General features: G+C 39.2%; 13 protein-coding genes. All 13 read right to left on the reverse strand.

Annotation, left to right across the window (positions count from 1 at the left end):
- Positions 1 to 41: 41 nt before the first annotated feature.
- The 13 genes from orr to hemZ all read right to left on the reverse strand — a co-directional run bounded on the left by orr (position 42) and on the right by hemZ (position 14074).
- Positions 42 to 1100, reverse strand: a complete 1059-nt coding sequence (gene orr / locus JOC49_RS05580; RefSeq protein WP_204663260.1) for an ornithine racemase Orr — start codon at positions 1098 to 1100, stop codon at positions 42 to 44.
- A gap of 9 nt (positions 1101 to 1109) precedes the next feature.
- Positions 1110 to 2489: a GlmL-related ornithine degradation protein gene (locus tag JOC49_RS05585; protein WP_204663262.1), complete on the reverse strand. Its 1380-nt coding sequence runs from the start codon at positions 2487 to 2489 to the stop codon at positions 1110 to 1112.
- Positions 2490 to 2542: 53 nt separating this feature from the next.
- Positions 2543 to 4759 (reverse strand): D-ornithine 4,5-aminomutase subunit OraE, encoded by a 2217-nt coding sequence (gene oraE / locus JOC49_RS05590; RefSeq protein ID WP_204663264.1) that lies wholly within the window; start codon positions 4757 to 4759, stop codon positions 2543 to 2545.
- On the reverse strand, positions 4759 to 5136 hold the full coding sequence (locus tag JOC49_RS05595; RefSeq protein WP_204663266.1) for an ornithine aminomutase subunit alpha: 378 nt from the start codon (positions 5134 to 5136) through the stop codon (positions 4759 to 4761). Before JOC49_RS05595 ends, oraE begins: the two co-directional genes overlap by 1 nt.
- A gap of 16 nt (positions 5137 to 5152) precedes the next feature.
- Positions 5153 to 6571, reverse strand: coding sequence for a 2-amino-4-oxopentanoate thiolase subunit OrtB (gene ortB, locus JOC49_RS05600; protein ID WP_204663268.1), 1419 nt, complete (start codon positions 6569 to 6571; stop codon positions 5153 to 5155).
- Positions 6561 to 6872 (reverse strand): 2-amino-4-oxopentanoate thiolase subunit OrtA, encoded by a 312-nt coding sequence (ortA, locus tag JOC49_RS05605; protein WP_207754689.1) that lies wholly within the window; start codon positions 6870 to 6872, stop codon positions 6561 to 6563. The genes ortB and ortA overlap by 11 nt, the downstream gene beginning before the upstream one ends.
- Before the next feature lie 21 nt (positions 6873 to 6893).
- A complete protein-coding gene (gene ord, locus JOC49_RS05610) occupies positions 6894 to 7946 on the reverse strand; it encodes a 2,4-diaminopentanoate dehydrogenase (protein ID WP_204663270.1) in 1053 nt (350 codons plus the stop codon).
- A gap of 236 nt (positions 7947 to 8182) precedes the next feature.
- On the reverse strand, positions 8183 to 8644 hold the full coding sequence (locus JOC49_RS05615; RefSeq protein ID WP_204663272.1) for an EAL domain-containing protein: 462 nt from the start codon (positions 8642 to 8644) through the stop codon (positions 8183 to 8185).
- Positions 8616 to 8831 carry a hypothetical protein gene (locus tag JOC49_RS05620; RefSeq protein ID WP_204663273.1) on the reverse strand — a complete coding sequence of 72 codons (216 nt, stop codon included), beginning with the start codon at positions 8829 to 8831 and terminating at the stop codon, positions 8616 to 8618. The genes JOC49_RS05615 and JOC49_RS05620 overlap by 29 nt, the downstream gene beginning before the upstream one ends.
- 110 nt (positions 8832 to 8941) lie before the next feature.
- Positions 8942 to 10342, reverse strand: coding sequence for a sigma-54 interaction domain-containing protein (locus JOC49_RS05625; protein WP_243423614.1), 1401 nt, complete (start codon positions 10340 to 10342; stop codon positions 8942 to 8944).
- Positions 10343 to 10356: 14 nt separating this feature from the next.
- Positions 10357 to 10803: a SoxR reducing system RseC family protein gene (locus JOC49_RS05630; protein ID WP_204663275.1), complete on the reverse strand. Its 447-nt coding sequence runs from the start codon at positions 10801 to 10803 to the stop codon at positions 10357 to 10359.
- Positions 10796 to 12601, reverse strand: coding sequence for an aspartate--tRNA ligase (gene aspS, locus JOC49_RS05635; protein WP_204663277.1), 1806 nt, complete (start codon positions 12599 to 12601; stop codon positions 10796 to 10798). The genes JOC49_RS05630 and aspS overlap by 8 nt, the downstream gene beginning before the upstream one ends.
- Before the next feature lie 12 nt (positions 12602 to 12613).
- Positions 12614 to 14074: a coproporphyrinogen dehydrogenase HemZ gene (hemZ, locus tag JOC49_RS05640; protein WP_204663279.1), complete on the reverse strand. Its 1461-nt coding sequence runs from the start codon at positions 14072 to 14074 to the stop codon at positions 12614 to 12616.

The following is a 14074-nucleotide window of genomic DNA, read 5'->3' on the forward strand; positions in this document are numbered from 1 at the left end:
TGAATGAACGCATTCAGAAAATAGGGGGTTTAAATGTCTCTTTATTCAATATGCTTCTTCACATAAGCAGACGTAAAAAGTTTTAGCATAGCGCTGTAATCCATTTTGAACTTAAGCACATCTCCCACTTTATAAGGGGTATCACTTTGAGTTACATCCAGAATCATATGATCACTTGAAGCACCTATGATTTCCAAGGCTAAGTCGAATGGTGTAAGCCCATCAGGATCCACATCTTGACGCCCAATGGCAACAATTGCCCGCTGCATCCGTCCCTTATCCTGAAAAACAGGCTTATTTCCAAAGGCATCCATACCAATTGTCCCTTTTGGCATAGAGTCTTTTTCTTTGAGTTCAATAATTTGAGCTTCCAGCACAAAAACATCGTCATGTGTGCCTTGAATGGCGTTTCCATAAGCTGTTTCTCTTCCCAAAACAAATGCTTCACCTATCCGGAGCTGATTGATTCCCTCTGGCATCTCACCCTTTTCCAAAAGATAAAGGCTGCTTGAATTTCCGCCAGAAATAACATCAAGGTCAATTCCAAATTTTGTTTCAAGGTGTTTGGCAATGGCTACCAATTCCCCGAGATTTTCAGGCGTTGGAATAACCCCACCATAACAGGTGAGATTCACCCCAATTCCTTTTAACTTAACGGCATGAAGCTTCAAAATTTTCTCAACCATAGCATCTACATCTTCAGGAAGGACACCTTCTCTTAAGTCCCCAAGATCTATCATTAAAACAATTTGATGTTGCCTACCCGTTACAGAGGCAATTTTATTAAGCGCTTTAATCGTTTCATATTCAGAGTTAAGACTTACATCCGCATACCGAACCACTTTTTCAATTTCAGACAACATAGGAAGCCTTAACAAAGTTTTTTCAGCATGCATATCTTTCAGTCGCACTAAATTTTCCACACGTGATTCTGCAAGCCCTTTGACACCAGCATTCAAGCAAACTTGTGCCAGTTCTGGCATCCCACAAAAAACTTTTGTCACTGCAAGGGTATTAATTCCCTTAACTTCAGCCATTTCAACCACTGTTTTTACATTCTCATATAATTTTTTTTCATTAATCGTCACTCTTGGATACATAAATCCCCCTTATTCAAGTGCCAGACCCAGCGATTTCAGCATCAATTTAAGTGCAGAATCCAAATGTTCTATTGACAGAACACCTAGCGAGGCCATGATGTAATCATTGTCCACCAAAATCTCTACATCATCATTGGGCAGCAATTTATCACCCAAATCATTTTTGGTAATCTCACGCATTAGATCAATTCGATTTGGAAGTCTTGTACACGCGCCGCCAGTTCCAACAATATATTTGATTCCAGTAAGGTCTTTCCCCTCTGCATACGTTTTTTTACCACCACCGCCATATAAAGTTCTAAAACCGCCTGCATGCCTACTGGCAGATACCGAAATCGCTTCTCTAGCCAAACGCTCTACAAACTTAATCTGCAAATGATCAGACGGTATTGGCACATGGTTTTCAATCAATTCTTCTACAACATCATGTGGCAATTCAAGATCTGTTGTCAACTTGTCTCTTCCAATTAAACTTACAATATTACGCATATTTACGTAAACACCTAAGTCACCCTCTACAGTACGCTTTGCAACTGGTTCCGGACTAATCAATACTCTAGAGACATCTTCTGAGCCTTCTGTAACTGAATGAATATCCGTTGTTGCACCGCCAACATCTATCGTCATCAAGTCACCAAGATAGGCTTTAAGCATTTTAGAGGCCTCCATTACGGCACCTGGGGTTGGAATAATAGACCCCGATACCATATCGCGAATATGTTCCATCCCCGGTGCATGAATAATGTGTTTCTCAAAAATGTCTTGAATTACCTTTCGAGCCGGCTCAACATTTAACAAATCAATTTTCGGGTAAACATTGTCCACAATATATAAGGAATCTTTTTTACCCGCAGCTTCAAAAATCATCCGTATATCATCTTTGTTTTCTACATTTCCAGCATAAAGTACGGGCACTTCAAGGTCTAAAGCTGCAATTTTTTCAGCATTATCAATTGCGGTATCACGTTCGCCATAATCCACACCACCAGCAATCATAATAATATTGGGCTTGATGGTCATGATTTTATTAAGGTCTGAGGGTCTAAGCCGACCCGCTGTAACCATGTGTATATTCGCGCCAGCACCCAAAGCAGCTTCTTTGGCAGCTTTAGCTGTCATATCATAGACAAGACCATGTACTGTCATTTTCAACCCACCAGCTGCACTACTTGTTGCAAGTAACTTTCCATATGTGATTTCAGACCAGTCCTGACGTTTTTTAAAATCATCAACAGCGGCGTGGAGGCCAACTGTAACATCACCTTCAACCACTGTTGTCGGCGCCTGTCCTTGACCTACAAAAACAGGATTTTCTGTATCAATGCCGTTGAAACCGTTTACAACCGTTGTTGTACTCCCAATTTCAGCGACCAATATATCCACTTTCATAAAATCACCCTCGCAATTTATTGAAAAAAGGGTGCCTAAGCACCCCATTTCATTTATTCGCCTCTAAGTTCACGACGTCTATTTACAATGTAGGTTGCCACATTCACACCGCGGTCATATCGTCCAAAACCTTCGTCCATTCCATTTTGTCTCGCCACTTCAGGTGTAACTTGAGTGCCACCTGCACAGATAACGAACTTATCCCGAACGCCTTTTTCAATTGCGTATTCATGGATGCGTTTCATATTCTTATAATGTACATCATCGTGCGAAATAATAGTAGATGCCAAAATAACATTGGCATTAAGTTCAATTGCAGCATCCACAAGTTTTTCAATTGGTACAGAAGTACCAAGGTACTCAACTTCACACCCATACTTTTCAATACCACCATGTTTGATGTCAATGATTTCTCTCAAACCAACAGAGTGCTCATCTTCACCAACTGTTGCAGCCACAATTTTTACAGGATACTTATCAAATTCTTCCCGAATTTCATCATCACTCATAACAACTGGCTCTGGCGGAATAACTACATTTCTCATGTCAAGATCAAAATCCAGCACCCCTTTGAGTTGAACACGCGTTCCTTCTGAAGGATGCATTGCTTCAATATGGATAACTTCCACATCTTTCAAGTTCATTTTTTTACCAAATTCAATTGCTGCAAATTGAGCAGCACGTAAACCGATAGGAAGCAATATTTCAACTTGAACAACCCCATCACCAAGCCACTGAACTTCTGGCTTAACAAATGGAGAGTCACCATGGTCGCCTCTGTATTTCTCAGATTCAGCCATACGCGTGTTTACATTGTCATTTTCATCCAACTCGTCAATAAAAATAATCTTCTCTGGTTTTTCAAGCGTACACCCATCGATGAGTTGAGATGGATTATCCACTGCATTTGGATCATATTGTGCCACATTATTATAGCCATAATGTGCAGTAACAGGCGCAAAATAATCTGATTCTCTTTCATAGATCATGCCTGCGCCAACACCGCCGTCAATTTTACGGCCAATGCCATCGCCATTGCGCTCTGGATACATACCAGAATCTACGAAAAACCCTTGTTCAACTGCATTGAAATAACCACCTACTTTAATGATTTCTTCAAGATAAAGAACGGCCCGTTCTTTGAGTTCTCTTGACATATCTCGTAAATAGCCTTCAGATTTCAATTCAACCATGTCCATTAACCCATCAAATCCAGCCAAGGTTTGTTTTGCTGTGTCACATGCTTCAATGTTGTACATGTGCCATGGTACATTTCGGCCTTCATCAGGTGTGATTGTAGATTGAATGTCTGCAGATGTTAATCTAGAAATCAGCATATTCATAACGTGTGTTACAGTTGCTTCTCTTGAAGAAGATGTAATATACTTTGTATTCATTTGTGCACGCATTTTATATTCAGAAAAGATTTCTCTTAAAGCGACTGCATAAGGTAGGTCCAACTTCATATTTGGTGCAGGTGCAGATGTTGGTGGTACAGTTGAAAGTGCAATATTTGCTTTTGGCATACCCACTTTATGTGAATAAAGAGAATTGATGCCATGCTGTACCATGAGTTCAGGCATTACTTTCCACGCTTCTCTAGCCGTTGCATTTGCATTGTGTGCCCCGTCAATCTGAACCATATCAGCCCAAGTCATCACTTTTTTAGACTCAGCTGCATCTACAAAAGACCGAACCATATTGATATTTCTATAAAGAACATTATATTGAGGGTCTTGGTGGGCACCGTTTACACCTTCTTCAGCTAGCATAACGGCAACATCTGGGCCCGCAACACCTGATACATATGAGTGGTAATTAATTGGGCGTCCTACTTCTTCCTCAATCAAATCTAAGGCTTTTCTATGTGCACGGACTTGCTTTCTTGAAATTGGAACACCACCTGTTCCTTGAGGCGTTCCTTCAATAAGACCATCAAAGTGAGATTGACCCGCCGTACGAATAACCATAATGTGGTCAGCCCCATGCCATGCAGCCATTCGCATCCGTCTAATGTCATCTTCAAATCGACCAGAAGCAATTTCGGTTGTAATGGTATTATTGGGTTGTGGGTCTATACCACCAAAATATTGAGCAGCTGGTATGCCAATGGATTGCTTAAGTGGTGTTGACATGTCTGTGTATTCAAATGGCCCATATACCTGTTTGTCACTTTTTTCACGCCAAGTCCATCCGTGTCTCTTAGGCGTGTAATGCTCCAAATCTTTCAAAATTTCTTTTACATCAAGTTTTTTATTGATATCCAACATTACTTCGCACCTCCTTTGAACATCTTAACAGCATCATCCCAATGCTTTCCTTCTATAAGTTCAAGTCCGGCAGTGCGAACATCTAAATTCTTTTCCTTTGCTACTTTATAAACAACATGTCCAACACCATGTCCCATCAAGCCTCTATCAACTGCACCATCAACAAGTGGCTTTGCTTCCAAACTGGAAAAACCCATACGCAATAAGACAGATCTTTCAATTGAGGGAGAGGTGTTTTTTTCAGCCAACTCCAAAAGCGGATCAACAATTTCTTCCACCAAGGCCCAAAACTTATCTTTTAATTGATCATCTGATAAATCTACAAGATGCTTACGGCGTTCTTGAAAATCATCGTCTCTTTTTACAAAACCTTTCATCAAACTCCTCCTTCTCTTAAGTGTGTTCTACACCCAAATCATTAAGAACACCAATTACAAATTCCCGGTTCATTCTTGTTTCAAGAATGAGATAGTCAATATCCTCTGAGTTCACTCGCTTTACACCTTGATTCACAGTCGCATTTTTTATAACGGATGTGCGAATCTTATTCATATCCAAATCAATCGCCTGTATCAACCCAGGATGTTTTGGAAAAACAATTGTTTCACCAGGCTTTTGTGTTTTAGGATCGCCAAACATAATCTCAATGCCATTTTCCCTAGCAAAAGACAACTGTGGTTGATGATGCTTTCCAGCGCCAGTGTACTCAGTTTCCTGCACAACAATCATCTGATCTTGGTCCATTTCTCTTGCGATGCTAAAAGCTGCAGCCAATGCTGTATTGCCAGCTGGTCCTCTTTCAATACCTTCTAATTGAGCCAACGCCTCTGTCATATAGAAGACTTCCCCTTGGGTTACAGTTACATAGCGATCCATATACCGCATAGGTCGTGCAGCAGAACGCGGTACATCTGAACGGTCAGGAAATGTTGAAAATGGCAAGCCAAAACCAGTATGACCAGTTGTAAATGACTTTTTGTTAAATTGAGAATCACTGGCCATATGGAGACCAGCTAAATCTACAGACGCGCCAACGACTTGCGTCTCAAGTGCACCAGCTTTAATTAACCCCCTTGCCGTTCCGGTTAAATTGCCGCCTCCAGCATTTGTGCAAACAACAACCTCTGGATCTTTACCAAACTTTTCACGCATCTGCATTGAAAGTTCGTAGCCAAGCGTCTCGACACCCGCAATTCCAAAAGGCGTATAAAGCGAAGCATTGAAATAACCAGTTTCTTCAAGGAGCAACAAGAACTCATAAAACAGTTCTGGACCAACCGTAAGCTGAATCACTTCAGCACCATAGGCTTCACACTTCCTCGCCTTCTCTATTATTTCAGGTTGTCCAACCCCTTTTGAATCAAAAGTTTCTTGAACAATGATACATTTTAAACCTTGCATTGCGGCCTGAGACGCTACTGCTGCCCCATAATTCCCACTTGTAGCTGCAATAACACCTTTATAACCAAGTTTCTTTGCATGATATACAGCATTTGCTGCACGTCTCGCTTTAAAGCTACCAGATGGATTTCCACCTTCATCCTTAATAAAAATTCTTGCACCTTTTCCTGGATCGGCATATTTCCTAGCCAGAGCGGTTAAATTTTTCATTTCAAAAATCGGCGTATTTCCAACACTGGTCTGTCCTTGAATACGTTGCATTTCTTCAAGTGTATAGCCAGTCTCACGCATCATGCGCTCATAATCAAAGCTAATGCCATCTTTCTCAAAATCTGTATAGTCAATACCAATGGCATTTTTCATGATTTCATTTTTACGCCCCATAACTGAAGCATACGAATTATCTTTCATCAGAATCACCTCCAAATAAAATTTCTTTTAAGTCAAGGCCAATCTGAAGCAATTCCGGTACATATTTACCAAATGAATGTGTGTAAGTTGGATTGACTTCCAACAGCGTGCCTTTTTCAAGACGTCCCGTAATGGTTTTTATCGTCACAGCGTCTCCTATCGAAGCCTCTTCCTGTAGGAACCCCTTAACCCACATTTCAAGCGGTACATTTTTGGTGTCGTCTGGCACTTGTGGTGCACGTTGCTCCGGATTTAAAATCACTCTATGAATCCGAACCCATTCACCTTTTTGAATTATCATAACTACACCTACTTTCTCGTTCTATGCTTTAATGAAATTTCTCATATCACCCATAATTGCCCTTGGCACTGGTAAATCCAACATTGTTTTTAAGCCTGGATCTGCATTAATAATTTGTGGAATCATATTCACGCACATTGCGATTGTCCCAAGACCACCCTCAACTTCTGGTTTAATGCTCATATTAACTTCAGGTGTTCCTTTTAATGTAATATAATCGCCTGTATAAGTGCCTTCCATTTCAGGCTCAATCTGTTGTGGATGAATCATATCAATTTTCACTTCACCGTCCACATACCCTTGACCAGTCATGCTAACACCTGCAACATTTCCAGCTGCTGCAAATCCATGTGGCGATTTTCTATCAACAGACGTAACAATTGGCGCCATTTGAGTTTTAATGTCACCAACGTTCCAACCTATTGCATCCCCAATCATTCGAATCGATTCAGCAAAACCTACATGACCAGCCAAGCTGCCATCTTCAACACCTTTGTTAAACGCATCAACTGTTATCCCAACGCCTTGCTCTTCCATTACTGCGTGACCAAATGGTGATAAACTGTTAACACGTTTTGCTTCTACATGTGTTACATCTGTCATACACCCTGTCAAAACAACAACAAGAAGATCCATAATTAAACCTGGATTAATGCCTGTGCCAAGTATGGAAACACCATTTTCCTTTGCAATTTGGTCCAGCTCAGCAGCAAGATTTGGGTTTTGAGCTTGTGGATAAGCCATTTCCTCTGCCGTTGAAATCACATTGATTTTCTTTTCCAAAACATGTTTCAATCTTGGGAATGCTTTTTCTGTAAAAGAATCGGTCGCACATAGACAAACATCAATTTTTTTACCATCTAATACGGCATCAATGTCTGCATTCACAATTACAGGTTGATGGTTTTTGCGCTCAACACCAAGAATCTCATGAATGTCTTTGCCAACACGGCTTTCGTTTCGGTCACAAACGCCTACAATCTCAACGCCTTTTTTGTCGAGAAGCATTTTAGCCATTCCCGATCCCATTGCACCAAAACCCCAAATTGCTACTTTTACTGTTTCTTGTCTCATAATAAACCTCCCATTTAATGTGTTATGCTTTTATAATGCAAGACACGTGCCAAAATGCATAAAAAATAATACAAACACCTGATATATAGTTTTTTAAAGCCTTTCAGCATATACACCTTATGAATAAACACAAAATTCAGATATATAAAAATAAAAAAAGCAAAATATTTTGCATTTTGTATGCAAAATATTTTGCTTTTAGAGTGGTAGATGCAAATTATTTTGCATCTATTTTTTCAATACAATAAGCACTTTTCCCTGCCAATTTCGTCTTTTTTTATTAAATCTTCATCTAATATTGGAAAAGACTTATCTGGTTTACGCAAATAATAGCCTTGCCCCGCGTGAACACCAAGTAAAATTAAAGTTTTTAGTTCATCTTTTGTTTCAATTCCCTCTGCAATAATCTTGATATTGGTCGTTGATGCCACATCAATTAACGCTTTAATTAACGACTGCTTAAAAGAATCTTTGTCTATATTTCGGATTAGATCCATATCGATCTTAATAAAATGAGGTCGGACTTCATGAATTGTCTTTAAGCCAGAATAACCTGCACCTGCATCATCTATAGCAACCATATAGCCTTGTGAACGATAATTGTCAAGAATTTCCTTGAAAGAAACCATATCATTGATGGCAGTTCTTTCTGTAATTTCAAATACAATTTTATTTTCTGAAATAGCAAGTTTGTCCAAATACGGTCACACTGATGCGCACTCGAATCAACTCGACTGGCGAATACAAGTCACTTCCAACATGCCCTCGAGACAAAGCCTCATACCCAATAATCTCTGCTGTTTTTAAATCTACAATAGGTTGAAAAAGGGTTTCTATCGCTTCAGATTTCAGTATATTTTCCAGTTCTCCACAAAGTTCATCCATAAAAGTTTTTTCCTCCAAAACCCATTATAGAGCACTTATATTAAGACAAAATCAATATTACATAAAAAACATGTAAAGCCCTCTTTGCCAAAAGGCACAGAGGGCTTATCCTAACCAAAATATTTTTTTAATTTATATTGTAGATTTTGTCTTGAAAGATTCAGTTGATCTGCCGCACGGCTAATATTTCCGCCTGTCATTTCAATGACACGTTTCAATATTTCTTTTTCAATCTGCTCTATATGTGCATTTAAATCATCAACAACTTCATATCGCGCGTCTTCTATTAGCCGCTCTTTGTTGTGAAGCAATTCTAGAACATGAGACGGCAAATGCTCCTTCCCAATGACATGTTCATCTGTAATAAGATTCATAGCAGATTCAATGAAATTTTTAAGTTCTCTAATGTTACCAGCCCAATTATACCGTTTGAACGCTTCCATAATCTCATCTGACACCATCCAAACATCCTTGCCTAATTTTTCATTGTATTCTCTTAAAAAATAATCCACAAGCAAGGGAATATCTTCAACACGTTCATTTAGTCCCGGAATCTTAATGTTAATAACATTTAAACGGTAAAATAAATCTTTTCGCAGTTGACCGGATTCTATAAGTTTATCTGGCAATTCATTTGTCGCTGCAATAATGCGAACGTTAATTGGAATATCTTTAGTTCCACCAACACGCCGAACATAGTTTTCCTGTAATACTCTTAAAATTTTAGCTTGAAGGCCATGACTCATACTGTTGATTTCATCTAAAAGAAGGGTTCCCCCTTCAGCCTGTTCAAAAAGACCGGGGCGATCTTCAGCACCTGTAAAAGAACCTTTTGAAGTTCCAAAGAGCAAACCTTCTAGTAAATTTTCAGGAATTGCCGCACAATTCTGTGCAATAAAAGGCATATTTTGCCTGTCACTGCCATAATGAATGCTTTGAGCAAACAACTCTTTTCCCGTTCCTGTATCGCCGTAAATCAAGACACTTGAGGTAGACTTTGATGCCCGCTTGGCAATTTTAATCGCTTCGAGATACCGATCGTTTCTACCAATTAACTCATCAAAGTGATAGTGTTTAATCCCTTTTTTTCTCAATACAGGTTCAATTAATTTTTGCTGAAGTTCAATAATTTGCTTGGTCATGTCCGTTACTGCAGTTAAATTTCTAGAAACCTCCACAGCACCCACCAGTTGACCATTTTGAAAAATTGGTAAAGTTGTATTAATCGTCCGGATTTTTTTGCCTTTAAAATTTAAGTAGGACTGCTCCCGATCCACAATAGAGTCTCCTGTTGATAAAACGGTTAAGAGCGTACTATTTTCCCGAGTCCAATTTGGAAATATATCCAAAAGAGGTTTGCCAATTACTTTATCTCTTGGTAGGCCTTCAATGGATGCCATGGCCTTGTTATAAATTACTGTAACACCTAAGCGATCCACCACGTGAACCCCTTCTTCAAGTGTATCCAAAATTTCTTTTCCAGCCAACATCAGCATCTCATCCAATTTCATACAACCTCCTACAATTATTGCAATGGAACAATTGTGTCGTTTTCTGTTTGTATAATTTTTAAAATTTGAGCCGTATACTTATCACTTTTCATAAAGTGCTTGTCATTCATTTTAATCACAACAAAAGCCAATACCATAACTGCTAACCCAAAAATACCCGAATACAGTTCCCCATTTACAAGTGTCTTAAAAAGCACATGTCCAATTCCCAATCCAGCAAATAAAGCAACTAAAGGGATAACATACATGATAAAGGCAGCACTTAAAACACTATCTGTGTTCATAGACACTTCAACCATGTCCCCTATATGGGCATTCACAGAATTTTTAGCCATTAAATGAACATCTTTGGAGTCATCTCCCACTTGGCAGGCACCACAATTCCCACATGCTGTATGTCTAAGGAGTTTCACCTTGGAGAATTGGCCTAACTCTTCAATGACCACACCTGTTCTATCCATTTATTTCTCCTTTCTGTTTCTCAAAGGGTTTTAATTTTAAATACAATTCTTCAAGTTGTTGGTCTTCAGCAACACTTGGCGCATTTGTCATAAGACACTTAGCATCTTGAGTTTTAGGAAATGCGATGACATCGCGAATATTATCTGTTCCCACAGCCAACATAACCATACGGTCCAAGCCATATGCAATCCCCCCATGTGGTGGTGCACCATACTTAAACGCATCTATGAAGAAACCAAATTTTTCATTGGCTTCCTCTTCAGTAAACCCAAGCGCTTCAAACATTCTTTCCTGAACTGAAGAATCATGAATTCGAATTGAGCCACCACCGATTTCGTATCCATTAAGAACGATGTCATACGCTTTCGCGCGACAAGCCCCAGGATTGCTATTTAACTTTTCAAGATCCTCATCTTTTGGCGCAGTAAATGGATGATGCTTAGCAACATAACGTTTCGCTTCATCATCGTATTCAAAAAGAGGAAAATCAGTAACCCATAAAAAGTGATAGATTTTAGGGTCTAACAAATTTAATTGTTTTGCTAGTTCAACTCTCAAAGCACCAAGTGCGTCAAAAACAACATCTGGCTGATCTGCAACAATCAGTATCAAATCATTAGGCTCTGCATCGACAATCGTTTGAATGTCAGCAAGTTCCTTTTCAGATAGAAACTTGGCTATTGGGGATTGAATTTCATTATCCTGAATCTTCATCCACGCAAGGCCTTTGGCGCCATATGTTTTACAGAAGGTCTCAAGATTTGTGATGTCTTTTCTAGAAAAGCGATCTGCATATCCCTTTACATTTATCGCGCGTACGTCGCCACCATTACCTATGGCACCACTAAAAACTTTAAATTCTGAATTTTCAATTGCTGTGTTCAATTTTTTAAGTTCAAATCCAAATCTCGTATCTGGCTTATCAGAACCGTACCGTTCCATCGCTTCCTGGTACGTCAATCTCTGGAAAGGGATCTTTACATCAATACCCACGACATTGGAATACACTGAAGCGAGCATTTTTTCATTAATTGCAATAACATCATCTTCATCTACAAACGACATTTCCACGTCTATTTGTGTAAATTCTGGTTGTCTATCTGCTCTTAAGTCTTCATCTCTAAAACATTTTGTGATCTGATAATAACGGTCCATACCGGAAACCATGAGCAATTGCTTAAACAACTGAGGCGATTGCGGTAAGGCGTAAAATTTATTTGGATTAACCCGACTTGGAACCAAATAGTCACGCGCGCCTTCTGGCGTTGGTTTTGTAAGCACAGGCGTTTCAACTTCAATAAATCCATTTTCATCATAAAACCGTCTTGCAGCAGAAGCAATTTGATGTCGCATCATTAAATTGCGCTGCATTTTCCCTTTTCTAAGATCCAAATATCTGTACTTGAGTCTTAACCGCTCGTTTGCTTCATCTTGGTCGTCAATATGAATTGGTGGGACATCTGATGTACACAAAATTTTAAGTTCACTCACAAAAATTTCAATCATCCCGGTGGGAATATTGGGATTAATCGACTCGCGCTTTTTAACGGTTCCACGAATCGCCAAAACATATTCACCGCGAACTGTTGAGGCTTTTTCAAAGGCCTCCTCTGATACAGCTGTATCGAAGACAACCTGGCAAATACCAGTGCGGTCTCTCAAATCCACAAAAATCAAACTGCCCAAATTTCTTCTTTTTTGAACCCAGCCCATCAATACAACTTCAGTATCAATATGTGATTCTCTAACGTCGCCACAATAGTGTGTCCGTTTCATACCATTCAATGCTTCTCCCATGTCGACCTCCATTTATTTTAATTCATTAATCGCTTTTTTCTTTTCTAATATCTCATCAAATCGACTGATATAATCTTCAAGACCTTTAAAATTCGCCACTCTTTCATGACGGTTGTCATCTGGGAAACAGATTTTAGATACGGCCCCCGCGCCTATAGCCACTATGGTATGCCGTTCTTCCATAATCCGCATGTTATAAAGGGAAGCATGCCCTGACAAAGCGTACCCTATATTTTCCAAATGACCAATCATTTTCTTTTGCCGATACATGTAGTAAGGTGTATATCCAAACTGTCTCACCAAAGCATCTCCATCACTTAACATGCGTTCTACTTCTCCGTCATGCGCCAACTCGATTTCATCAATTGAAGCATTTAAGTTAGAAGCGCGCTTCACCGCAAGTGTATGTACCGTTAAGTTCTCTGGTTTAAGTTCAATCAACTTTTTCAAGGTTTCATTGGTATCTGTTACCGTTTCACCTGGAAGACCCATAATCACATCCATATTGATCGTTTCAAAGCCCACTTTTCGCGCCATTTTCATAATATCTACAATTGTGCCTGAATCATGTGACCGTCCTACTCGAGTCAAGGTGTCATCACGCATTGTTTGTGGATTGATACAAATTCGATTTACACCAAAAGATTTCATAACGTCAAGTTTTTCCATTGAAATTGTATCTGGTCGCCCAGCTTCAACAGAAAATTCCTTAATTTGATTAATTGGAACCTGTTGAACGATTTCTTCAAGCAAGCGTTCAAGTTGTTTGACGTCAAGTGTTGTTGGCGTTCCGCCACCAATATAAACACAATCAATGTGTTTTCCACTGCGTTTAATTTCCGATACTGCAAATATAAGTTCTTGAATCATCAAATCCAAATAAGTGGGCAATAACTTGCCCTTCTTTGAAATTTCATTTGATGGAAAAGAACAATAAAGGCATCTTGTTGGGCAAAACGGAATACACAGGTACAATGAAACAGCAGATTGATCCAGAGGATATAGATGCGGACGTTCCCTTAATGCCGTTTCAATTAACAAATCAATTTTATCTGGATGAACCAAATACGTACTTGCCATCACATTTTTAATTTCATCAACTGTCTTACCTTGATCCAAAAACTCATGCACAATTTTTACTGGACGTATTCCTACAAGGATTCCCCATTTGCCAATTGGCGCATATACTGTTTCAAGTACTTCATAAAGTGTTCTCTTAAGTGCTGTTTTTGACCCACCATCAACTGCAAACAAGGTCCTTTCAACAAGAACCTTATGATCAGTACCCCTATATAAAATCATTGAGCGTTGATGGGGTTCCTCAACAATTTCAAGACCATATTTAAAATCCCGCAATTTCTCTAGAAACAGATTTTTTGTATCCACAACCTGTATTTGATTTTTAGGCATAAAAATCTCAATAATTGTTCTTAAATCGTATTCGTTGGATACCCCATTAAAATAAATAATCAT

Origin of the sequence: Fusibacter tunisiensis (genome assembly GCF_016908355.1) — a bacterium.
GTDB lineage: Bacteria > Bacillota > Clostridia > Peptostreptococcales > Acidaminobacteraceae > Fusibacter_D > Fusibacter_D tunisiensis.